Annotated in this window: 18 protein-coding genes; 10 read left to right on the top strand and 8 right to left on the bottom strand. The window is 68.5% G+C overall.

Translation table 11 applies throughout. The annotated features are described in order from the left end of the window. Window positions 1–59 precede the first annotated feature (59 nt). The 7 genes from dinB to FOZ74_RS03700 all read right to left on the bottom strand — a co-directional run bounded on the left by dinB (window position 60) and on the right by FOZ74_RS03700 (window position 9,148). Window positions 60–1,223, bottom strand: a complete 1,164-nt coding sequence (gene dinB, locus FOZ74_RS03670) for a DNA polymerase IV (protein ID WP_146914063.1) — start codon at window positions 1,221–1,223, stop codon at window positions 60–62. Between the two features lie 194 nt (window positions 1,224–1,417). Further along, window positions 1,418–2,593 carry an alpha-hydroxy acid oxidase gene (locus FOZ74_RS03675; protein ID WP_146911799.1) on the bottom strand — a complete coding sequence of 392 codons (1,176 nt, stop codon included), beginning with the start codon at window positions 2,591–2,593 and terminating at the stop codon, window positions 1,418–1,420. Window positions 2,594–2,761: 168 nt separating this feature from the next. Beyond that, window positions 2,762–3,745, bottom strand: coding sequence for an acrylyl-CoA reductase (NADPH) (gene acuI, locus FOZ74_RS03680; RefSeq protein ID WP_146911800.1), 984 nt, complete (start codon window positions 3,743–3,745; stop codon window positions 2,762–2,764). Window positions 3,746–3,821: 76 nt separating this feature from the next. After that, entirely contained in the window at window positions 3,822–4,976 is a 1,155-nt protein-coding gene (locus FOZ74_RS03685; protein WP_146911801.1) for a 3-deoxy-7-phosphoheptulonate synthase, read from the bottom strand. A 232-nt stretch (window positions 4,977–5,208) separates the two neighbouring features. Continuing rightward, a complete protein-coding gene (gene tldD, locus FOZ74_RS03690; protein WP_146911802.1) occupies window positions 5,209–6,669 on the bottom strand; it encodes a metalloprotease TldD in 1,461 nt (486 codons plus the stop codon). A gap of 21 nt (window positions 6,670–6,690) precedes the next feature. Continuing rightward, window positions 6,691–7,866, bottom strand: coding sequence for a rod shape-determining protein RodA (gene rodA, locus FOZ74_RS03695; RefSeq protein ID WP_146911803.1), 1,176 nt, complete (start codon window positions 7,864–7,866; stop codon window positions 6,691–6,693). Window positions 7,867–7,909: 43 nt separating this feature from the next. Beyond that, on the bottom strand, window positions 7,910–9,148 hold the full coding sequence (locus FOZ74_RS03700; protein WP_186764648.1) for a GGDEF domain-containing protein: 1,239 nt from the start codon (window positions 9,146–9,148) through the stop codon (window positions 7,910–7,912). Window positions 9,149–9,262: 114 nt separating this feature from the next. Between FOZ74_RS03700 and FOZ74_RS03705 the strand changes: the two genes are divergently transcribed. The 8 genes from FOZ74_RS03705 to ruvC all read left to right on the top strand — a co-directional run bounded on the left by FOZ74_RS03705 (window position 9,263) and on the right by ruvC (window position 19,079). Then, window positions 9,263–9,847, top strand: a complete 585-nt coding sequence (locus FOZ74_RS03705) for a YqiA/YcfP family alpha/beta fold hydrolase (protein ID WP_146911805.1) — start codon at window positions 9,263–9,265, stop codon at window positions 9,845–9,847. Window positions 9,848–9,904: 57 nt separating this feature from the next. After that, the gene (locus tag FOZ74_RS03710; RefSeq protein WP_146911806.1) at window positions 9,905–10,666 is read left to right on the top strand and encodes a metallophosphoesterase; all 762 of its coding nucleotides are present in this window, start codon (window positions 9,905–9,907) and stop codon (window positions 10,664–10,666) included. Window positions 10,667–10,719: 53 nt separating this feature from the next. Next, window positions 10,720–12,783 (top strand): ribonuclease catalytic domain-containing protein, encoded by a 2,064-nt coding sequence (locus tag FOZ74_RS03715; protein ID WP_146911807.1) that lies wholly within the window; start codon window positions 10,720–10,722, stop codon window positions 12,781–12,783. A 2-nt stretch (window positions 12,784–12,785) separates the two neighbouring features. Further along, window positions 12,786–13,649 carry an energy transducer TonB gene (locus FOZ74_RS03720; RefSeq protein ID WP_146911808.1) on the top strand — a complete coding sequence of 288 codons (864 nt, stop codon included), beginning with the start codon at window positions 12,786–12,788 and terminating at the stop codon, window positions 13,647–13,649. Next, window positions 13,646–14,485, top strand: a complete 840-nt coding sequence (gene aroE / locus FOZ74_RS03725) for a shikimate dehydrogenase (RefSeq protein ID WP_146911809.1) — start codon at window positions 13,646–13,648, stop codon at window positions 14,483–14,485. Before FOZ74_RS03720 ends, aroE begins: the two co-directional genes overlap by 4 nt. After that, a complete protein-coding gene (gene mtgA / locus FOZ74_RS03730) occupies window positions 14,482–15,216 on the top strand; it encodes a monofunctional biosynthetic peptidoglycan transglycosylase (RefSeq protein WP_146911810.1) in 735 nt (244 codons plus the stop codon). Before aroE ends, mtgA begins: the two co-directional genes overlap by 4 nt. A gap of 130 nt (window positions 15,217–15,346) precedes the next feature. Beyond that, entirely contained in the window at window positions 15,347–18,451 is a 3,105-nt protein-coding gene (locus FOZ74_RS03735; RefSeq protein ID WP_146911811.1) for a type ISP restriction/modification enzyme, read from the top strand. Between the two features lie 64 nt (window positions 18,452–18,515). Continuing rightward, window positions 18,516–19,079, top strand: coding sequence for a crossover junction endodeoxyribonuclease RuvC (gene ruvC / locus FOZ74_RS03740; RefSeq protein ID WP_146911812.1), 564 nt, complete (start codon window positions 18,516–18,518; stop codon window positions 19,077–19,079). Here ruvC and FOZ74_RS03745 read toward each other — a convergent pair. After that, window positions 19,073–19,762: a DsbA family oxidoreductase gene (locus FOZ74_RS03745; protein WP_146911813.1), complete on the bottom strand. Its 690-nt coding sequence runs from the start codon at window positions 19,760–19,762 to the stop codon at window positions 19,073–19,075. The two genes, ruvC and FOZ74_RS03745, sit on opposite strands and share 7 nt — an antisense overlap. Window positions 19,763–19,880: 118 nt before the next feature. Here FOZ74_RS03745 and FOZ74_RS03750 point away from each other — a divergent pair, with 118 nt between their 5' ends. Then, window positions 19,881–20,699, top strand: a complete 819-nt coding sequence (locus tag FOZ74_RS03750) for a hypothetical protein (protein ID WP_146911814.1) — start codon at window positions 19,881–19,883, stop codon at window positions 20,697–20,699. A gap of 16 nt (window positions 20,700–20,715) precedes the next feature. Next, a complete protein-coding gene (locus FOZ74_RS03755; RefSeq protein WP_146911815.1) occupies window positions 20,716–22,482 on the top strand; it encodes a putative bifunctional diguanylate cyclase/phosphodiesterase in 1,767 nt (588 codons plus the stop codon). The last annotated feature ends 6 nt before the right edge of the window (window positions 22,483–22,488 follow it).

A 22,488-nucleotide genomic window follows, 5' to 3' on the forward strand; every position in this document is an offset into this window, starting at 1 on the left:
TGGCGCAAGCACGCAAATTTGTTTTTTGCAATCTGTTGCAGATTACGATGAAAAAGAGATCAGAACAACGAGGCCATATGGGGATTTCTCCCTAAATTTGTCCGCAATCTTGCCTCCTCGCCCTTCAACAGCGACCCCACCCGCACCCCCAGCAGCCGCAACCGCTTGTCCAGCGGCGCCCGCCTCAGGCACAGCCCCGCAATGCGCCGGATCTGCGCGGCGTCTTGCGTGGGCTCGGCGATGGTGTGGTCGCGCGTGACGATCTTGAAGTCCTCGTAGCGCAGCTTAATGCCTATGGTGCGCCCCAGGTAGCCGTCCTTGCGCAGGTCTTGCGCCACCTGCTCGCACAGCTCGGTAAAGATCTGCCCGAGCAGCGCCCGGTCGCGCACCGCGTGCAGGTCGCGCTCGAAGGTGGTTTCGCGGCTCATGCTCACCGGCTCGCTTTCGGTGACCACGGGGCGCTCGTCGCGCCCCCAGGCGGCGTCGTGCAGCCAGGCGCCGTGCGCCGCGCCGAAGTGCGCCAGCAGCCAGGCTCGCGGGCGCGCGGCCAGCTCGCCGATGGTGCGGATGCCGTGGCCCTGCAGGCGCGCATCGGTCTTGGGGCCCACGCCATGGATCTTGCGGCAGGCCAGCGGCCAGATGCGCGTCTGCAGGTCTTCGGGCTGCACGATGGCAATGCCGTTGGGTTTTTCGAACTCGCTGGCCATCTTGGCGATCAGCTTGTTGGGCGCCACGCCGATCGAGCAGCCCAGCCCGGTGGCCTCCAAGATGCGCTGCTGCAAGCGCCGCGCCAGCACGCGCCCGCCCTCGATCTGGGCCTCGGGCAGAGCGCTCAGGTCGATGTAGACCTCATCGACGCCGCGGTCTTCCATCACCGGCGCGATGGAGACGACGACTTCCTTGAAGCGGCGCGACCAGCGCCGGTATTCGGCGAAGTCCACGGGCAGCACCAGCGCCTGCGGGCACAGGCGCGCGGCCTTCATCATGCCCATGGCCGAACCGATGCCAAAGGCGCGCGCCGGGTAGGTGGCGGTGGTGATCACGCCGCGCCCGGCGTAGCTGGCCAGACGGGGAAAGGCGGCCAGCGGTATCTCGTGCAGCCGCCCCGCATGGGCCAGACTGCGCGCCCGGTCCTGCTCGGTGGCGGCGCCGCCGATGACCACCGGCAGGCCCCTGAGCTGGGGGTAGCGCAGCAGCTCGACCGACGCGTAGAACGCGTCCATGTCCAGGTGGGCGATGCGGCGGGGCGGTGCGGCGGCTCTCACGCGCCCGATTGTCGCGCGCCGGCCCGTGCAACGCGGCGAAGAGGCATCGTTTGATCCTTAATTGATAGCTGCTAGCGCGCTCCCACAAACGATTTCAAAAAGGTTTATATCCTAAATCGTTGTCATACGGCCGTTGGCAGCTATCAAAACCATTAAGTCGGCGCTACCGGGTAAGTGCCCGGCACCAGGATGGAGCGGTCCACGTTCTGGATGTTGGTGTGGCCGCAGAACGCCATGCTCACGTCCAGCTCCCGCTGGATGATGGCCAGCGCCTTGCTCACCCCCGCCTCGCCGAACGCGCCCAGTCCGTAGACCATCGCCCGCCCCACCATGGTGCCCTTGGCCCCCAGCGCCCAGGCGCGCAGCACGTCCTGGCCGCTGCGGATGCCGCCGTCCATCCACACTTCGAGCCGATCGCCCACCGCGTCGACGATGGCCGGCAGCGCCTCGATGCTGGCGGGCGCGCCGTCGAGCTGGCGTCCGCCGTGGTTGGACACGACGATGGCGTCCGCCCCGTGCTCAGCCGCCAGCCGTGCGTCATCGGCTTCCATGATGCCCTTGAGGATGAGCTTGCCGCCCCACTGCTGGCGCACCCAGTCGATGTCGGCCCAGGACAGGCGCGGGTCGAACTGCTCGTTGGTCCAGGCGGCAAGCGACTTCATGTCGGACACGCCCTTGACGTGCCCAACGAGGTTGCGAAAGCTGTGCCGGCGCGTGCGCGCCATCGCCAGGCACCAGCGCGGCTTGGTCATGAGGTTGACGATGTTGGCCAGCGTGGGGCGCGGCGGCGCGGTCAGGCCGTTCTTGATGTCCTTGTGGCGCTGGCCTATCACCTGCAGGTCCAGGGTCAGCACCAGCGCGCTGCAGCCGGCGTCGCGCGCGCGGGCGATCATGCGCGCCATGGCCTCGCGGTCGCGCATCATGTAGAGCTGGAACCAGAAGAGCAGGTCGGAGCTGGTGTGCTCGGCGATGTCCTCGATCGAGCAGATGCTCATGGTCGAGAGCGTGAACGGAACGCCGAACTTCTCGGCCGCGCGCGCCGCGTGGATTTCGCCGTCGGCCCACTGCATGCCGGTGAGGCCGACGGGGGCGATGCACACCGGCATCGCGCTCTTGTGGCCGACCAGGGTGGTGGCGGTGCTGCGCCCTTCCATGTTCACCGCCACGCGCTGGCGGAACTGGATGCGCTGCAGCTCGCGCTCGTTGGCGCGGTAGGTGCTCTCGGTCCACGAGCCGGAGTCGGCATAGTCGTAGAACATGCGCGGCACGCGGCTTTGCGCAACGACCCGCAGGTCCTCGATGCAGGTCATCTTCGCAAGGGTAGGCATGGTGGGGGCTGGGGCGGAATCAACCCGTCGATGGTAGCGCCGGCCTCCGCCGCGCGTGCGCCTCATACGGCTTCGCCTTCAAACCCGTCACTGCGTTGGTTCGCCTTGCCGTGCCGCAGCACCGTCCGCGGCTTCCCGCCGCGTTCTACGCGGGGATGCAGGGCCGCATCAGCCGCGCACCGCGACGACCACGCGCCCGCGCACCTTGCCCTCGAGCATCTGCGGCGCAAGCTCGAGCACGCGCGCCAGCGGCACCTCCTGGGTGATGGCCTCCAGCAGCGTCACGTCCAGGTCGCTGGCCAGGCGCTTCCAGGCCTGCAGGCGCTCGGCGCGCGGCGCCATCACGCTGTCCACCCCGGCCAGCGTCACGCCGCGCAGGATGAAGGGCGCCACCGTCGCCGGAAAATCCATGCCCGAGGCCAGGCCGCAGGCCGCCACCACGCCGCGGTAGCACATGGCGGCGCAGACGTTGGCCAGCACGTAGCCGCCGGCCACGTCGATCGCGCCGGCCCACTGCTCGCGCGCCAGCGGCTTGCCCGGAGCGCTCAGGGAGGCGCGCTCGACGATGTGGCGCGCGCCCAGGCGCGTGAGGTAGTCGGCCTGCTCGGGGCGGCCGGTCACCGCACTGACTTCATAGCCCAGCCGGGCCAGCACCGCCACCGCCACGCTGCCCACGCCGCCAGCCGCGCCGGTGACCACCACCGGGCCGCCGTCCGGCGTGAGGCCATGGCGCTCCAGCGCCATCACGCACAGCATGGCGGTGTAGCCCGCCGTGCCTATGCCCATGGCCTGGCGCAGCGAAAACGGCGCCTGCAGCGGCACCAGCCAGTCACCGCTCACGCGCGCGAACTCGGCCAGCCCGCCCCAGTGCTTCTCGCCCACGCCCCAGCCATTGAGCACCACCGAGTCGCCGCTCTTGTAGTCGGGGTGGGACGAGGTCTCGACCACCCCCGCAAAATCGATGCCCGGCACCATCGGGAACTGGCGCACCACCGGCGATTTGCCGGTGATCGCCAGCGCGTCCTTGTAGTTCAGCGTGGAATGGCTCACGCGCACCGTCACGTCGCCCTCTGGCAACTGCTCCTTGGTGATGCCGCGCAGGCAGGCCCGGTACTGGCCGTCTTCCTTGTCGATCCAGATCCCTTGAAACATCGTGCTCGCTCCTGTGTGCCGTCCAGCGGGCCGGCGCCTGGCTGCGCCGCCCCGGTTACGGGAGCTTACACCGGTATCAAGCGGTGGCCAGCGCTTCTTCTTGCGCCGCCGTGGTCCCGGCACGGCGCGCCGCCACGGCTTCGGCCAGGGTCTGCAGGCAGCCCAGCGAATCGTCCCAGCCCAGGCAGGCATCGGTGATGCTCTGGCCGTAGACCAGCTGGCGCGGGTCGTCCTTGCCCGGGGTGAACTTCTGCGCGCCCTCCACCAGCGCGCTCTCGATCATCACGCCGAAGATGCTGCGCGAGCCCGCGGCCACCTGACCGGCGATGTCGCCCACCACCTCGACCTGGCGCTCGTGCTGCTTGCGGCTGTTGGCGTGGCTGGCGTCGATCATCAGCGAAGGCGTGAGGCCCGCGGCCACCAGCGATTCGCAGGCCGAGGCGACGCTGGCCGCGTCGTAGTTGGGCTCCTTGCCACCGCGCAGGATCACGTGGCAGTCCTGGTTGCCGGCGGTGTGCACGATGGCCACCTGGCCGTTCTTGTGCACCGACAGGAAGTGGTGGCCGCGGCTGGCGGACTGGATCGCGTCGGTGGCGATGCGCACGTTGCCGTCGGTGCCGTTCTTGAAACCTATGGGCGCGGACATGCCCGAGGCCAGTTCGCGGTGCACCTGGCTTTCCGTCGTGCGCGCACCGATGGCGCCCCAGCTGATCAGGTCGCCGATGTACTGCGGGCTGATGGTGTCCAGCAGCTCGCTGGCGGCCGGCACGCCCAGGCGGTTGATGTCGATGAGCAGCTCGCGCGCGATGCGCAGGCCCTCGTCGATGCGGTAGCTGCCGTCCAGGTAGGGGTCGTTGATCAGGCCCTTCCAGCCCACCGTGGTGCGGGGCTTTTCGAAGTACACCCGCATCACGATCTCCAGTTCGCCCTGGTACTGCGCGCGCACCGCCTGCAGTTTGCGCGCGTAGTCCAGCGCAGCCTGGGGGTTGTGGATGGAGCAGGGGCCGATGACGACCAGCAGGCGGTCGTCCTCGCCGCGCAGGATGCGGTGGATGCGCCGGCGCGTGTCCGCGATCAGGGTTTCCACGGGCGTGGCGCGGATGGGGAAGAAGCGGATCAAATGTTCTGGCGGGGGCAGCACGGCAATTTCCTGGATGCGTTGGTCGTCGGTGGCACTGGTGGTGGCGCTGCCGTACTGCCAGGTCTCGTTCTTGCTGCTGGGGGGGTTCATGACGCTCTTCCTTGCTTGGAGTGGGTTTGAAACTGCAAAAAAAAACCGCCGGGCGTATCGCTTCGGCGGTTTCGTGATGAGGAGTGGGCTCAGTGCGTGCGCGCGTACCTCTCAACCGCCGGGGTCGAGAACCAAAAGTAAAAATAGAACGCGTGGTGCGAAGCCATGCAACCAATGTAGCACGCTTTTCTGCGGCACTGCAACATGGGCCGTTGCCCTTGCGCCACAAGGCTCATGCGGTGCCGCCCACGGTCAGGGCATCGATGCGCACCGTCGGCATGCCCACGCCGACGGGCACGCTCTGGCCTTCCTTGCCGCAGGTGCCCACGCCGCTATCGAGCTCAAGGTCATTGCCTACCATGCGCACCCGCTTGAGCGCGTCGGGGCCGCTGCCCACCAGCGTCGCGCCCTTGACCGGGTAGAGCAGCTTGCCGTTTTCCACCCACCAGGCCTGGCTGGCGGAAAACACGAACTTGCCGCTGGTGATGTCCACCTGCCCGCCGCCGAAGTTGGTGGCGTACAGGCCCTTCCTGATGCTGGCGACGATCTCGCCCGGGTCCTTGTCGCCCGCCAGCATGTAGGTGTTGGTCATGCGCGGCATGGGTACGTGGGCGTAGCTCTCGCGCCGGCCGTTGCCGGTGCGCGCCGCGCCCATCAGCCGGGCGTTGAGCGCGTCCTGCATGTAGCCCTTGAGGATGCCGTCCTCGATCAGCACGTTCTTCTGCGTCGGGTAGCCCTCGTCGTCCACGTTGAGCGAGCCGCGGCGATCGGCCATGGTGCCGTCGTCCAGCACCGTCACTCCCCTGGCCGCCACGCGCTCGCCGATGCGGCCGGTGAAGGCGCTCGAACCCTTGCGGTTGAAGTCGCCCTCCAGCCCGTGGCCCACGGCCTCGTGCAGCAGCACGCCCGGCCAGCCGGGGCCGAGCACGACGTTCATCTCGCCCGCCGGCGCGGGGCGCGACTCCAGGTTGACCAGCGCCGCATCGACGGCTTCGTCCACGTAGCGCGCCACCTGCTCGTCGCTGAAGTACGCCAGCCCGAAGCGCCCGCCGCCGCCGGCCGAGCCGATTTCGCGCCGCCCCTTGTGTTCGGCAATCACGGTGATGGACAGGCGCACCAGCGGGCGCACGTCGGCCGCCAGGGTGCCGTCGGCGCGCGCCACCAGCACCACGTCGTATTCGCTGGCCAGGCCCGCCATGACCTGCACCACGCGCGGGTCGCGGGCGCGCGCGGCGCGTTCGGCGCGCTCGAGCAGCTGCACCTTGTCGGCGCTGCCCAGGCTGGCGATGGGGTCCAGGCCAGGGTAGAGGGCGCGGCTGCGCGCCATTTTGGGCGCCGGCAGCTTCACGCGCCGCGCGGCCCCGGCGCTGCCTATGGTGCGCACGGTGCGCGCCGCATCCAGCAGCGAAGCCAGCGAAATATCGTCCGAATAGGCAAACGCCGTCTTCTCGCCGCTCACGGCGCGCACGCCCACGCCCTGGTCGATGGAGAAGGATCCGGTCTTGACGATACCCTCCTCCAGGCTCCAGCCCTCGCTGCGCGTGTACTGGAAGTACAGGTCCGCGTCGTCCACGCGGTGCGCGCGGATCTCGGCCAGGGCCTGCGCCAGGTGGCGCTCGTCGAGCCCGAAGGGCTCAAGCAAGAGCGCGCGGGCCGTGGCCAGGCGCTCCATCGTCGGTTCACGTGAAATCATGGGGTGATTGTCCTATAGCGCCTACAGAGGCGCCGGCAGGCCTTCGGGTTCCTGGCGCGCCGCCCTGGCAATGGACAGCAACACCCCCAGCGCCACCCCCAGCGTGACGGCGGCCGTGCCGCCATAGCTGATGAAGGGCAGCGGCACGCCCACCACCGGCAGGATGCCGCTGACCATGCCCATGTTGACGAAGGCATAGGCAAAGAAGATGACGGAAATGGCCGCCGCCATGAGGCGCGCAAACAGGGTCGTGGCGCCGGCGGCAATCGCCAGCCCGCGCCAGACCAGCAGCAGGAAGCAGGCGATCAGCACCAGGTTGCCCACCAGGCCGAATTCCTCGGAAAACGCCGCGAAGATGAAGTCGGTGGTGCGCTCGGGGATGAATTCCAGGTGGGTCTGCGTGCCCGACATGAAGCCCTTGCCCCAGAGCCCGCCCGAGCCGATGGCGATCATGCCCTGGATGATGTGAAAGCCCTTGCCCAGCGGATCGCGCGAAGGGTCCAGCAGCGTGCACACGCGCTGCTGCTGGTAGTCGTGCAGCAGCGGCCAGTTCACGCCCTCGGCGCACAGGCTGGGCTCGAACCACACCAGCGCCGCGATGCCCAGCCCCCCCAGAATCAGCGGCGGCAGTACCAGTTTCCAGGACAGGCCGGCAAAGAAGATCACCGACAGCCCGGCGGCCAGCACCAGCAGCGCCGTGCCCAGGTCGGGCTGCTTCATGATCAAGGCCACGGGCACCGCCAGCAGCAGCGCGGCCACGGCAAAATCGAGCGCCCTGAGCTGCCCCTCGCGGCGCTGGAACCACCAGGCGAGCATCAGCGGCATGGCGATCTTCATGAACTCGCTGGGCTGCATCACCACGCCCAGGTTGATCCAGCGCTGCGCCCCCTTCTTGGTGATGCCGAACAGCGCCACCGCCACCAGCAGTGCCACCGCCACCACGTAGACCGGCACCGCCAGAGCCATGAGTTTCTGCGGCGGCACCTGCGCGACGACGAACAGGATGCCCAGCGCCAGCAGCAGGTTGCGCATATGGTCGGCAAAGCGATGGCCGTAGTCGTAGCCCGACGAATACATGGCCACCAGCCCTATGCCCATCAATGCCAGCACCAGGGCCAGCGCCAGCAGATCGAAACCGCGAAACAGCGGCACGATGCGCTGCAGCAGCGTGGGTTTGTCGAACGTGGTGGGGGGCACGGCGCGCGATTATCCCTGTCCGGGGCGCGCGGCGCGCCCGGGCTCAGGCGGCGTCGCCCTGCACCTCTGCGCACGGCGCAGCCTGCCCGCTTGCGCGCAGCGGCTGCAGCCTGCCGTCGGCATGCGCCAGCATCACGCAGTCGCGCCCGGCCTGCTTGCCCGCGTAAAGGGCGCGGTCGGCCATGCGCATCAGGCCCTGCAGGTCCTGGCCGCCCAGGCTCGCGACCCCCAGCGTGGCGCGCACCGGCAGCGGCTGGCCGTCGAAGGGCAATGCCAGCGTGCGCAGGCGCTGCACGAAGCGCTCGGCCGCACGCGCGGCGCCGGCCAGATCGCTCTCGGGGAGCAACACGATGAACTCTTCCCCGCCGACGCGAAAAACCAGATCGGGCTCACGAAACACCCAGCGCGCGAGCGTCGCCACCGCCTTCAGGGCCGCATCGCCCGCCGCGTGGCCGTGGCGGTCATTGAGCTGCTTGAAGTGGTCCAGGTCGATCATCATCAGCGACAGCGGCGCCCCCTCGCGCCGGGCGCGCGCCACCTCCTGCGCCGCGCGCAGGCGCAATTCGCGGCGGTTGAACAGGCCGGTCAGCGGATCAATGGCCGCCTGGCGCTTCAGGGTTTCGCCCAGCGCATACTGGGTGCGCTGCAGGGTCTGCATGCGCCGCATGGTGAAGTAACCCAGCACGACGGGCCAGACGAGCACCAGCGCCAGGATGAGTTGCTCGCGCGCGGCCCAGCCATGCACCCAGGCCACCATGGGCACCATGCAAACCGCGGTGGCAAGGGCCAGCGCCAGGGAATAGCGCAGGCGGTTGGGCACGAAGGAAAACAGCATGAACAGCAGCAACGGCACCATGCCATAGACCCAGAGCGAAATCTGCGGGCGCACGCTGAACACGAACAGATAGCCGAGGATGCTCAGCCCCAGCAGCACCGACACCGCCCTGCCGCGCGCGGCCAGCATGGGCCGGCGACGTACCGCCGCGATCAGGCCGAGAAAGCAGGCGGCGCCCCCCGCGCGCAGCGCGGCCAGCTTGGCAAAGCCGGCCGACCAGCCCAGCGCCGCCCAGTCCAGCGCGGCGAACAAAAGCATCATCGCGAGCCAGGTCCAGAGCACCAGCAGCAGCTGCCGGGCCATGAAGGTCTGGGCGTGGACGAGGTATTCCTGCTCGACCGCCGGATCGGCGAACTCGCCATCCCAGCGGCGGATGCGCCAGCGCGCATCGGCCAGGCCGTCCCGGCCAGGGCCGTCGTCCTCCGGCGTCCGGAAGGTGTCACGCACGGCCGATGTCACAAACCAAAGGAAGGGTTGAATTTGTAATGTTATGTATCTTACTCCCGCCGCTCCGCGGCCCGGCCATTCCCCCTGCCCCGCGTCAACCATGAGAATGCGCCCATGACCACCACCCATCTGCTGTATCTGCACGGCTTTCGCTCCTCGCCGCAGTCCACCAAGGCCCGCATGGTGGCCGCCGCGGTGGCGGCGCGCCATCCGGGCGTGAGCCTGTGGTGCCCGCAGCTGCCGCCTTCGCCCGCGGCGGCCATGGACAAGCTGCTGCAGGGCGTGCGCCACTGGCCGGGCGCGGCGATGGCGGTGATCGGCTCTTCGCTCGGCGGCTACTACGCCAGCCGCGTGGCGCACGAGAAGCGCTGCGCGAGCGTGCTGCTGAACCCGGCGGTGGACCCGGCGCGCGACCTGGCGCGCCACATCGGCGAACAGGCCCAGTGGCACGACCCGCAGCAGCACTTCTTCTTCGCCCCGCGCTACATCGACGAGCTGCGTGCGCTCGACCTGCGCGGCCAGCCGCCCGCCGGGCCCGAGCTGCTGCTTGCCGCCCGCGGCGACGAGGTGCTGGACTGGCGCGAGATGCTTGCGCGCTACCCGCAGGCGCGCCAGATCGTGCTCGAGGGCGGCGACCACGCGCTGTCCAACTTTGCCGACTGGCTGGACGAAGTGCTGGCCTTTTGCCGCCTGGCCTGACGCGCGCCCGCGCGCTGGCTTATTCTTGGCTCTCCCTCGACCGCGCCGAGCCCCGCCATGAAAATCGCCCTGCTGTCCGACCTGCACCTGTCCGTCCACCCGATGCAGCCGCCGCCCACCGAGGCCGACGTGGTGGTGCTGGCCGGCGACCTGCAGCGGCCGCAGCAGGCCATGGCCTGGGCGCGCCAGTACAGCCGGCCCACGGTATTCGTCGCGGGCAACCATGAATTCTTCGGCAGCGACATCGGCGCCACCTACGCCCGGCTGCGCGAGCACGCCGCGGGCAGCGCCGTGCGGGTGCTGGAGCAGGACGAATGGCGCCACCAGGGCGTGCGCTTCCTGGGCTGCACGCTGTGGTCGGACTTTCGCCTGCTGCAGGGCGACCCCGGGCGCGAACAGGCGCTGCAGAAGATCACCACCTTTGCGCGCGACTACACGCGCATCAAGGTGGCGCCCGATTTCGAGGACTGCTTCAGCCCGGCGCTGTCGCAGCTGCTGTTCGACCAATCGGTGTCCTGGCTGGAGCGGCGTTTTGCCGAAAGCTTCGACGGCCCGACGGTGGTGGTGACGCACTTCGCGCCCGCGCACGGCAGCATTGCCGCGCGCTTTGAGGGCTCGCCGATCAACGCCGCCTTCGTCTCGGACCTGCAGGCGCAGATCCTGCGCTGGCAGCCGGCGCTGTGGCTGCATGGCCATGTGCACGACAGCTTCGACTACCGCATCGGCACCACCCGCGTGGTGGCCAATCCGCGCGGCTATGCGCGCGACGGGGTGAACGAGAACCAGGCCTTCGACCCCTCTCTGGTGCTGCAAATCTGAAGCCTTGCGCCGCCCGCGCCGGGCCGCGCCCCTGCGCATGGGAAAATTCCTCCATGCATGCATTGTTTGAAGACGCCGGCAAGTTCCACGCCGGGCGCATCCTCTCCGAGACCGACGCTTCCGCCCAGATCGAGCTCGACAGCGGCAAGCGCGTCAAGGTCAAGGCCGCGGCGCAGCTGCTGAAGTTCGAGCAGCCCGCCCCGGCCGCGCTGCTGGCCCGGGCGCAGGAGGTCGCCGCCGCCATCGAGCTGCCGCTGGCCTGGGAGTTCGCGCCCGAGGGCGAATTCGGCTTCGACGAGCTGGCGCGCGACTACTTCAGCGCCGCCGCGCCCGCGCCCGAACTCGCGGGCATGCTGCTGGCCCTGCACGAGGCGCCGCACTACTTTCGCCGCGCCGGCAAGGGGCGCTTCAAAAAAGCGCCGGCCGAAATCCTGCAGCAGGCGCTGGCCGCCATCGCCCGCAAGGAGCAGGTGCAGGCGCAGATCGACGACTGGGCCGCGCAACTGGCGGGCGGCAGCTGCCCCGCGCCGATCCGCGAGCAGCTCTACAAGATCCTCTTCAAGCCCGACAGGAACGCGCCCGAATACAAGGCCGTGGTGCAAGCCAGCCGCAACGCGCACAAGGCGCCCCTTGCGCTGCTGCAGGAGGCAGGCGCGATCGCCTCGGCCTACGACTTTCACTGGCAGCGCTTTCTCTTCGAGTGGTTTCCCGGGGGCACGGGCTTTGCGCCGGTGAGCGCGCCCGAGCCGGCGCAGGACCTGCCGCTGGCACCGGTGGTGGCCTATTCGATCGACGATTCCGAGACCACCGAGATCGACGACGCGCTGTCGGTGCAGGGCCTGGGCACGGGCCGCGTCACCGTGGGCATCCACATCGCGGCGCCGGGCCTGGCGATCGCGCCGGGCGACGCGCTCGACGCCATCGCGCGCCAGCGCCTGTCCACGGTCTACCTGCCCGGGCACAAGATCACCATGCTGCCGCCCGAGGTGGTGCACAGCTACACCCTGGACGCCGAACGCGCCAACCCGGCGCTGTCGCTGTACGTCAGCTACGACGAGGCGACGCTGGCGGTGCTGGGCAGCGAGACGCGGCTCGAACGCGTGCAGGTGGCGATCAACTTCCGCCACGACCAGCTCGACCACATCGTCACCGAAGACTGGATCACCAACCCTTCGATTTCGATGGAAAACACGCCCCAGCCCTTGCTGGACAAGCGCGAGGAGCTCACTTTTCTATACAAGCTCGCGCGCCATCTCAAGGTCGGGCGCGAGGAGGTGCGCGGCAAGCCCGAGAACTTCAGCCGGCCCGACTACACCTTCCGCCTGCTGGACGTGCAGGGCCAGGAGCCCGACGGCAGCGAGACGGTATCGATAGCGGTGCGCCAGCGCGGCGCGCCGCTGGACCTCATCGTGGCCGAGGCCGCCATCGTGGCCAACAGCACCTGGGGGCGCCTGCTGGCCGACCATGGCGTGCCCGGCATCTACCGCAGCCAGGCGAGCCTGGCCCCCGGCGTGAAAGTGCGCATGGGCCTGCGCGCGCTGCCGCATGCGGGCATAGGCGTGCCCTGCTACGTCTGGGCCACCTCGCCGCTGCGCCGCTACGTGGACCTGGTCAACCAGTGGCAGATCATCGCCTGCGTGCGCCACGGCACCACGGCCGCGCTGGCCGCGCCCTTCAAGCCCAAGGACGCCAGCCTGTTTGCCATCGTCAGCGGCTTTGACACCACCTACGCCGCCTACAACGCCTACCAGAGCAGCATGGAGCGCTGGTGGACGCTGCGCTACCTCAAGCAGCACGGCATCACCGAGCTGGACGGCGCGGTCATCCGCGAAGGCGGCAACGGCGACTTCCTGGTGCGCGCCGACCACCTGCCGCTGGTGCTGCCGGTGCTGGGCGCGCAGACGCTCAGTCGCGGGGCGCGCGTGCGCGTGCGCCTGGGCGCGGTCGACGAGATCTCGCTGGAGGTGCTCGGCACGCTGGCCGCGCGCCTGGACGACCCGCAGGACGCGAGCGACGACGCGCTGATCGACGACGAGGACGCCGACACGCCCCAGGCCACGCTGGCGATCGCGGTGGACGTGCAGGAAGACGCCCCCGGCCAGGCCGGCGCGACCTGAGCATGCCGCGCCTGCCTCGCCACCTCGGCACGCTGCAGCTTGCGCTGGGCATCTCGATCGCGGCGCACGCGGCGCTGCTCACGGTGCGCTTCGTGGCCCCGGCCACCTTCGAGCGCATCTTCCAGGACACGCCGCTGGAGGTCATCCTCGTCAACGCCAAGGGCGAGCAGCCGCCCGAGAAAGCCCAGGCCATGGCGCAGAGCGCGCTGGCCGGCGGGGGCGAGGCCGCGCGCGGGCGCGCCACCAGCCCCCTGCCCTATTCCGCGCTGACGCGCACCGGCGACGACGCCCAGGACGCCGAGCGCCAGATGGAGCAGCTGCAAGAGCAACAGCAGCAGCTGCTGGTGCAGGTGCGCCGCCAGATCGCCAGCCTGCCCGCACCCGATCCGCACAAGGCCGCGCAGAGCGCCGAGGGCCGCGCGCAGGAGCAAAAGCGCCAGCAGCTCGTGCGCCTGCTGGCCGAGATCGAAAAGCGCATCAACGAAGAGAACGCCCGCCCGCGCAAGCGCTACATCAGCCCGGCCACGCGCGAAGCCGTCTATGCGCTGTACTACGACCAGCTGCGCCGCAAGGTCGAGGACAAGGGCACGCGCAACTTCCCCGAGGCCGGCGGCAGGAAGCTCTATGGCGAGCTGGTGATGATCCTCACCGTGAACCACGACGGCAGCGTGCTCGCCACCGAGATCGTGCAGGGCTCGGGCAACGCGCTGCTGGACCGGCGCGCCGAGGCGATCGCGCGCGCCGCCGGGCCGTTTGGCGCGTTCAACGCGCAGATGCGCGCGCAAACCGACCAGCTGGCGATGGTGGCGCGCTTCAAGTTCACGCGCGAGCAGCAGCTCGAAGCCGAACTGCGGGAGCCGCAATGAGCTGCCCCGACCTGTACTGCGTCTTCGGCCACCCGATTGCGCACAGCCGCTCGCCCTGGATCCATGCGCGCTTTGCCGAACTGGCCGGCGAGCGCCTGCGCTATGAGGCGCGGCTTGCGCCGCTGGACGGCTTTGCCGCGGCCCTCGGCGCCTTTGCCGCCGAGGGCGGGCGCGGCTGCAACGTCACCGTGCCCTTCAAGGTGCAGGCGGCGCAACTTGCCGACAGCCGCAGCGAACGCGTGGCGCGCGCCGGCGCGGCCAATACCCTGGTGCTGCGCGACGGCGCGGTGCACGCCGACAACACCGACGGCCTGGGCCTGGTGGCCGACATCGAGCAGGGCGCGGGCGTGCTGCTCGCCGGGCGCGACGTGCTCTTGATCGGCGCGGGCGGCGCGGCGGCCGGGGCGCTCGCGCCGCTGCTGGCGCGCGGCCCGCGGCGCCTGGCCATCTGCAACCGCACGCCCGAGCGCGCCCAGGCGCTGGTCACCAGCCATCAGGACCTTGCAAAACTATCAAAAACAGAGCTGCTCGCGCTTGACCAGCAAGCGCCAGAGGCCGATTTTGACGTCATCATCAATGCCAGCTCCAGCAGTCTGGCAGGGGCCGGCGTGCCGGTACCGGCGAGCGTGCTGCGCCCGGGGAGCCTGGCCTGCGACATGATGTACGGCCCGCCGGCACAGCGCTTTCTGGACTGGGCCGCGCGCCACGGCGCCAACGCGCGCGACGGCCTGGGCATGCTGGTGCACCAGGCGGCCGAGGCCTTCGCGCTCTGGCGCGGCGTGCGCCCGCCGGCAACGCAGGTGCTGGCCGAGCTGCGCGCGCTGCTGGCGCCATGAAGGCGCTGACGCGCTGGCTCGCGCTGGTGCTCGCCGGCCTGCTGGCGCTGCAGCTGTTCTTCGTGCTGCGCATCGCGCTGATGGCGCGCATGGCCCCCGAATCGACGAGCTTTCAGCGCAGCGCCCTGTGGCAGCAGCTGCGCGGTTCCGAGCCGCTGCACTGGCGCCAGCAGTGGGTGGCGTATGGGCAGATCTCCGAGCAACTCAAGCGCGCGGTGCTGGCCTCGGAGGACGACGCCTTCGTGCAGCACGACGGCGTGCAATGGAGCGCGATCGAAAAGGCCTGGGAGCGCAACGCGCTCGCCCGCGAACGCGCCGAGCGCGCCAAGGCGCGCCGTCCGGACCAGCCGGCTGCGGCGCCAAAGATCCGCGGCGGCTCCACCATCACCCAGCAGCTGGCCAAGAACCTGCTTTTGTCGGGCGAGCGCACGCTGGTGCGCAAGGGCCAGGAGCTGGTGCTCACCTTCACGCTGGAGCAGCTGCTGAGCAAGCGGCGCATCCTGGAGATCTACCTGAACAGCGTCGAATGGGGCGACGGCATCTACGGCGCCGAGGCCGCCGCCCGCCACTACTACCGCAAGAGCGCGGCCGAGCTCAGCGCCCGCGAGGCCGCGCGCCTGGCGGTAATGCTGCCCGCGCCGCGGCGCTTTGAGAAAACGCCGCATTCGGCCTACCTGGCGGGGCGCACGCGCACCATCCTGGCGCGCATGCCCGCCGCGCAACTGCCTTGAACTTGCGCGCGTCACCCGGCATGTCACCCTCGCCCCTTTGGGGAGAGGGAGGGGTGAGGGGCTTGCGCGACCCGTGCATAGTCGGCCCAATTGACACTCCACCCGCACCCACCCCATCGGCCCAGCATCCATGAGCCAGCTCCTGATCCAGAACTACCTCAGCCAGCTCGACCTGATCAAGAAGGTCAGCGGTAGCCAGCGCGAGACCATCGTGCGCGAAGCCTTCAAGGACTTGCTCAAGGCCTGGGGCCGCCAGCAGGGCCTGGTCTTCCTCGCCGAGTACCCGCTCAAGACCGCCACCCAAGCCAACATCAGCGTGGACGGCGCCCTGCTGCACGAGCTGCGCATGCCCCTGGGCTATTGGGAGGCCAAGGACGCCGACGACGACCTCGACGCGGAGATCGTCAAGAAGTTCAGACGAGGCTACCCGCAGGACAACATCGTCTTCAGCGACGACACCACCGTGGTGCTGTGGCAACACCGCCAGGAAGTCATGCGCTGCCCGGTCGAGGACACCGCCGCGCTGGAGCAGCTGCTCACGCTGTTCTTTGGCTACGAGCGCCCCGAGATCGCCGGTTTTCGCGCCGCCGTCGCGCAGTTCAAGGCCGACCTGCCCGCCGTGCTGGCGGCGCTGCGCCAGATGATCGATGCCGCGCACCAGGGCAACCCGGCGTTTCGCACCGCCGAGCAAAAATTCCTACTGCATGCGCAAGACGCCATCAACCCGCTGCTGACCGACGCCGACGTGCGCGAGATGCTGATCCAGCACATCCTGACCGAGGAAATCTTCGCCAAGGTGTTCGACGACAGCGAATTCCACCAGCACAACAACGTCGCGCGCGAGCTGTACGCGCTGGAGGGCGCCTTCTTCACCGGCGCGCTCAAGAAGAACACGCTCAAGGGGCTGGAGCCGTATTACGCCGCCATCCGCGCCGCCGCCGCGCAGATCGCGAGCCACGGCGAGAAGCAGACCTTCCTCAAGGTCATCTACGAGAACTTCTACAAGGTCTACAACACCAAGGCCGCCGACCGCCTGGGCGTGGTCTACACGCCGGGCGAGATCGTGCGCTTCATGATCGACGGCGCCGATTGGCTGTGCGAGCAGCACTTCGGCAAGAACCTGATCGACAAGGACGTGGACATCCTCGATCCGGCCACCGGCACGGGCACCTACATCTGCGAGCTGCTGGAGCACTTTCGCGGCCAGCCAAAAAAGCTGGCGCACAAGTACCAGCACGAACTGCACGCCAACGAGGTCGCCATCCTGCCCTACTACGTGGCCAACCTGAACATCGAGGCGACGTATGCCGCCATCAGCGGTGCCTGGGCCGAATTCCCCAACCTGTGCTTCGTCGACACGCTGGACAACGTGGGCCTGCACACCGCCGCGCGCGGCACCACGGCCGAGCTGTTCGCCGGCGTGAGCGAGGAGAACGTCGCGCGCATCCGGCGCCAGAACGCACGCCGTATCAGCGTCGTCATCGGCAACCCGCCGTACAACGCCAACCAGCAAAGCGAGAACGACAACAACAAGAACCGCGCCTACCCGCACATCGACGCGCGCATCAAGCAGAGCTACATCGCCGAGAGCACCGCGCAAAAGACCAAGCTCTACGACATGTACGCGCGCTTCTTCCGCTGGGCCAGCGACCGGCTCAGCGACAACGGCATCCTGGCCTTCGTCACCAACCGCAGCTTTCTCGACGCCCGCACCTTCGACGGTTTTCGCAAGACCGTGGTGCAGGAGTTCAGCGACATCTACGTCGTCGATTTGGGCGGCGACGTGCGTGCCAACCCAAAACTCAGCGGCACCAAGCACAACGTCTTCGGCATCCAGACCGGCGTGGCCATCAGCTTCCTGGTCAAGCGCCAGCAAGCCACGAAAGACAAAAGACCCGCCCGTGTGTACTACGCGCGTCGGCCCGAAATGGAGAGCGCGGAGGAAAAGCTCGCCTTCCTCGCCAGCCAGCCGCTGCGCGGCTTGCCCTTTGATGAAATCTCGCCCGACAAGAACGGAAACTGGCTCCATCTGACGCACAACGATTTCGACAGCCTGATTCCGCTGGCTAGCAAGGAGACCAAGGCGGCGAAGACGGCGGCGAAGGAGCGGGCGATCTTCAAGCTGTTTTCGCTGGGCACTTCAACGAACCGAGACGAATGGGTTGTTGATCTTGATGTGCAAGCCCTCCGAACCAGGATGCAATGGTTTTGTGAAACGTATGAGCAAGCAGCAAAACTGAAAACACATCCCGACAACCTGAAGTGGTCAAGAAACCTCAAACGGCGGATGGCTCAGGGCCGAGTTGAGAGTTTTGACGCCGCCTTGATCAAGCCGACGACATACCGACCTTTTGTTCGTCAGGCCCTCTACGACTCACCGTTGTTCGTCGATGAGCGCGGCGATACGTCAGCCTTTTTCCCACAGTCAGATGTTCGGAATCCGAGTGTTTGCGTGATCGCCGGCGATAGACAGCCGTTTGCGCTGGTTGCATCCGACGTCGTTCCCAACTTGAATCTTTATTCGGCTGACGCGACGAAGTATGCAGCGCAGTATCGATACGATGAAGCAGGGGTACGCCACGACAACATCACCGACTGGGCCCTCAAGCAGTTCACCGCCCACTACAAGGCCGCCGAGCCCTCACCCCCGCCCTCTCCCAGCGGGAGAGGGAGCAAGACAGGGGCGCGCAAGATCACCAAGGAGGCAATCTTTCACTACTGCTACGCCGTGCTGCACGACCCGCTGTACCGCGAGAAATACGCGCAGAACCTGAAGCGCGAATTCCCGCGCATCCCCTTCTACCCCGGCTTCTGGCGCTGGGCCGATTGGGGCGCCGAGCTGATGCAACTGCACATCGGCTATGAGTCAGTCGAGCCCTTCGCGCTCACGCGCCACGACGAGCCCGACCTGAAAGCCCGCGCCGCCGGCCTGGCACCAAAGCCGCTGCTCAAGTCCGACCCGGCGGCCGGCGCCATCTGGCTGGACAGCGAAACCACGCTGCGCGGCGTGCCGCCCGAGGCTTGGGCCTACAAGCTGGGCAACCGCAGCGCCATCGACTGGGTGCTCGACCAGCACAAGGAAAAAAAGCCCAAGGACCCGACCATCCGCGAGCGCTTCGACACCTACCGCTTCGCCGCGCACAAGGAGCGGGTCATCGCCCTGCTGATGCGCGTCACCACGGTGAGCGTGCGCACCCTGGAGATCGTCGGCCACATGGCCACCGCCGAGCGTTGAATATGCATAAAAACAGCCTCGAACCCTTGCCAGACAAGCGCCAACAGCTCTCGTTTCAAAAGCAATGAGAATCCTCGGCATCGACCCCGGCCTGCAAACCACCGGCTTCGGCGTGATCGAGGCGAGCGGCCCGCGCCTGGCCTATGTGGCCAGCGGCACCATCCGCACCACGCGTCGGGGCGGCTCGGATCTGGCCCTGGGCGATCTGCCGGGGCGGCTCAAGCTCCTGTTTGACGGCATCTCGGAAGTGGCCGAGCGCTACGCGCCCGACTGCGCCGCCGTGGAAATCGTCTTCGTCAACGTCAACCCGCAGTCCACGCTGCTGCTCGGCCAGGCGCGCGGCGCGGCGCTCACGGCGCTGGTGCATGCCAATTTATCGGTGGCCGAATACACCGCGCTGCAGATGAAAAAGGCCGTGGTCGGCCACGGGCGCGCCGCCAAGTCGCAGGTGCAGGAAATGGTGCGCCGCCTGCTGCAACTGTCCGGCCTGCCCGGCACCGACGCCGCCGACGCGCTGGGCCTGGCCATCACCCACGCGCACGCGGGCGCCGCGATGGCGCGCGTGAGCGAGGTGGCCGCCCTGCACCGGCGCCAGCACGCGATGTACAAGGGCGGGCGCAGTTACTGACCGGACTGCGCGCCCGGCTGCACCTGCCCCGCGATCTGGCGCAGCGCCCGCTCGAACACCTCCACCGGCTGGCCGCCGGAGATCAGGTGGCGGTCGTTGATGATGATCGAGGGCACCGAATGGATGCCCAGCCCCTGGTAGAACTGCTCGCGCTCACGCACCTCGCCGGCGTATTCACCGCCCTCCAGCACCGCGCGGGCACGCGCCACATCCAGCCCGAGCGCGGCCACGACCTCCAGCAGCACCGCAGGATCGGACGGATTGCGGCCCTCGGTGAAATACGCCGCCAGCAGCGCATGCTTGAGCGCGCGCTGCTGGCCCGGCGCGCCCTCCTCGCCCAGCCAGTGCAGCAGCCGGTGCGCGTCAAAGGTGTTCCAGGTGCGCGTGCGCTTGTCCAGGTTGAAGGTGAAGCCCACCTGCGCGCCGCGCTCGGCGAGCACCGTGCGTGTGTGCGCGAGCTGCTCGGGCGTGGAGCCGTATTTTTCGTGCAGATGCTCCTGCATGTCCTGCCCCTCGGGCGGCATGCCGGGGTTGAGCTCGAACGGCTGGAAATGCCAGTCCAGCCGCACCTCGTCCCCGACCGCCTTGGCCGCGCGCTCCAGCGCATGCAGGCCCACGGCGCACCAGGGGCAGACCACATCGGAGACGAAATCGATCTTCAGCGTCACGGCGGGGCGGGTCATGCTCATCCTTTCATACGGCCAGCGGCCATCGTAGTTACCATGGTGCCTCGCCGCCCCGTGGCGCGCGAGAAACATTTCGCCTCTTGCAGGCATCGAAGACCGCAATCGACGCAGCCCCATGGCTTTGAAAGACTACCTCGGCGAACAGTTCCTGGGCATCCTGGCGTCCTACCAGGCCAGCGGCATCGTGCACCACATCGGCGTGGTTTACCCGCGGCGCAACAACCAGATCAGGTTCTTCATTCCGCGCGGCCATGCGCTGGCCATGGGCTCGCTCGTCACGCTGCATCTGGACAACCGCACCGGCGTGGACGAGCTCGACGCCGAGCTGCGCGTGTACCGCGCGTCCTTCAAGGGACGCATCTCGGACATCGACGAGAACTGGGTGACGATAGACCCGCTCGAATGCCAGCTCGTGCACGGGCTCACGCTCGTCGAAAACATCCGCGCGCCGGGCTACGACTACCCGCCCGATGCCCGCCCGCAACGGCCGCTGCCGGTCACCGCGCTGGCGCGGATGGCGCCGCCCGAGGAAAGGGACCACCAGAACAAGGTCGGCGTGCTCACCACGCTCACGCCCGGGCAGCCGCACACCACGGTGCTCGCCTTTCTCACGAGCGAGGACGACGACGTCTTTCTCATCATCGAGCCCGGCACCTTCAAGCTCTCGGTGCTGCAGCGCGAGCCGCGGTGCTTCTTCGTCATCGACGAACGCGCCAAGTTCACGTTCGACGAGGCCATCCACTGGAACTACACCATCATGGAGTCCGTGGCACACGAAATCCCCAAGGGCACGGCGCTCTATGAAGAAGTGCGCACCGCCTTCATCCTCAAGAACCCGTGGGAGGCGGGCTTCTTCATGCTCGACGGCCTGACCATGCTGCACCTGCCGCGCCGGGCGGTGGTGATGGCAGGCGAGCCGCGCCCGCTGCCCTGAAACCCACGCACCCGCCATGCCCAACCCCTTCGACAGCAGGCGACTTGCCGAGGCGCAGGCGCGCCTGCGCGTGCTGGAAGACGAGCAGCGCGTGGCCGAGGCCATTTTTCGCACCACGCAGCCCGTGATGGTGACCGACGCACGCGCGCACATCCTGCGCGTGAACCAGGCGTTCTGCGACATCATGGGCTACCGCCCCGAGGAAATGCTGGGCAACACGCCCAAGATGTTTCGCTCCAATCACCACGACGCGGCGTTTTACGCCACCATGGTCGAGACCATCCAGCGCACGGGCCAGTGGTCGGGCGAGGTCTGGGACCGGCGCAAGAGCGGCGACGTCTTCCCCAAATGGATGACCATCACGGCCGTGCCTGATGCGTCGGGCACCGTGACCCACATGATCGCCTGCTACACCGATCTGGCGGAGCGCCAGCGCGCCAGGGAAGAAATCGAGCGGCTGGCGTTTCACGACGTCATCACCGGCCTGGCCAACCGCGCCCTGCTGCATGAGCGCCTGAGCGAAGCCACCAGGCAGGCAGGCAGCAGCGGCGAATACGCCGCGCTGCTGCTGCTCGACTGGGACGACTTCCGATCGCTCAACGACAGCCTGGGCTACCCCCAGGGGGATGCGCTGCTGCGCCTGGCGGGCCAGCGCATCTGCGCCTGCGTGCGCGCCAGCGACACGGTGGCGCGCCCTGGCGGGGATGAATTCGCCATCGTGCTGCACCCCACCAGCGACCGGCGTGACCAGGCGGCCGCGCAGACCGAGGCCATGGGCACGCGCATCCTGCAGGCGCTGGCCGAGCCCTGCCACATCGGCGGCACCGACTACCAGGGCAGCGCCAGCATGGGCGTGGTGCTCTTCGCCGACGAGCAGCTCGACGCCAACGCCCTGCTCAAGCAGGCGGAACTGGCGATGTACGAGGCCAAGCACAACAGCCGGGGCAGCCTGCACTTCTTCGACAGCCAGCTCGAACAAGCCGTGAGCGAGCGCATGCGCATCGAACGCGAGCTGCGCGCGGGCATCGCCGCCGGCCAGCTGCGCCTGCACTACCAGCCCCAGGTCACCATGCAGGAGGGGCGTCACCTCGCGGTCGTCGGCGCCGAGGCACTGGTGCGCTGGCAGCATCCGCGGCAGGGCCTGATCGCGCCGGGCCGATTCATCGCCCTGGCCGAGGAGACGGGGCTCATCGCAGCGCTGGGCCGCTGGGTGCTGCAGACCGCCTGCAAGCAACTGGCCGTCTGGAAAGGCCGGCCGGCGTTCGCCGATCTGGTGCTGGCCGTGAACGTGAGCGCGGCGCAGTTCCTGGAGCCAGGCTTCACGCAGCAGGTGCTGGAGCTGCTGGCGAGCACATGCGCGCCGCCCGGGCGCCTGAAGCTGGAACTGACCGAGAGCCTGCTGGTGCAGAACGCCGAAGCGGTGATCGCCACGATGAGCGCGCTGCAGGCGCATGGCGTCCAGTTCTCGCTCGACGACTTCGGCACCGGCTATTCATCGCTGGCCTACCTCAAGCGCCTGCCGCTGCAGCAGCTCAAGATCGACCAGGGCTTCGTGCGCGACCTGGAAACGGACGGCAACGATGCCACCATCGCCCGCTCGATCGCCGCGCTGGCCCGGGGCCTGGGCCTGACGGTGATTGCCGAAGGCGTGGAAACCGCCGGGCAGCGCGACCTGCTCGCGGCCATGGGCTGCACCACCTATCAGGGCTATTACTACAGCAGGCCGCTGGCGCTGCAGGACTTCGAGGCGTGGTGCCTGCGGCAGGCGGGCGTGGCCGCCTGACGAGCA

It is taken from the genome of Comamonas flocculans (assembly GCF_007954405.1).
In the GTDB taxonomy this organism is placed as follows: Bacteria; Pseudomonadota; Gammaproteobacteria; order Burkholderiales; family Burkholderiaceae_C; genus Comamonas_C; species Comamonas_C flocculans.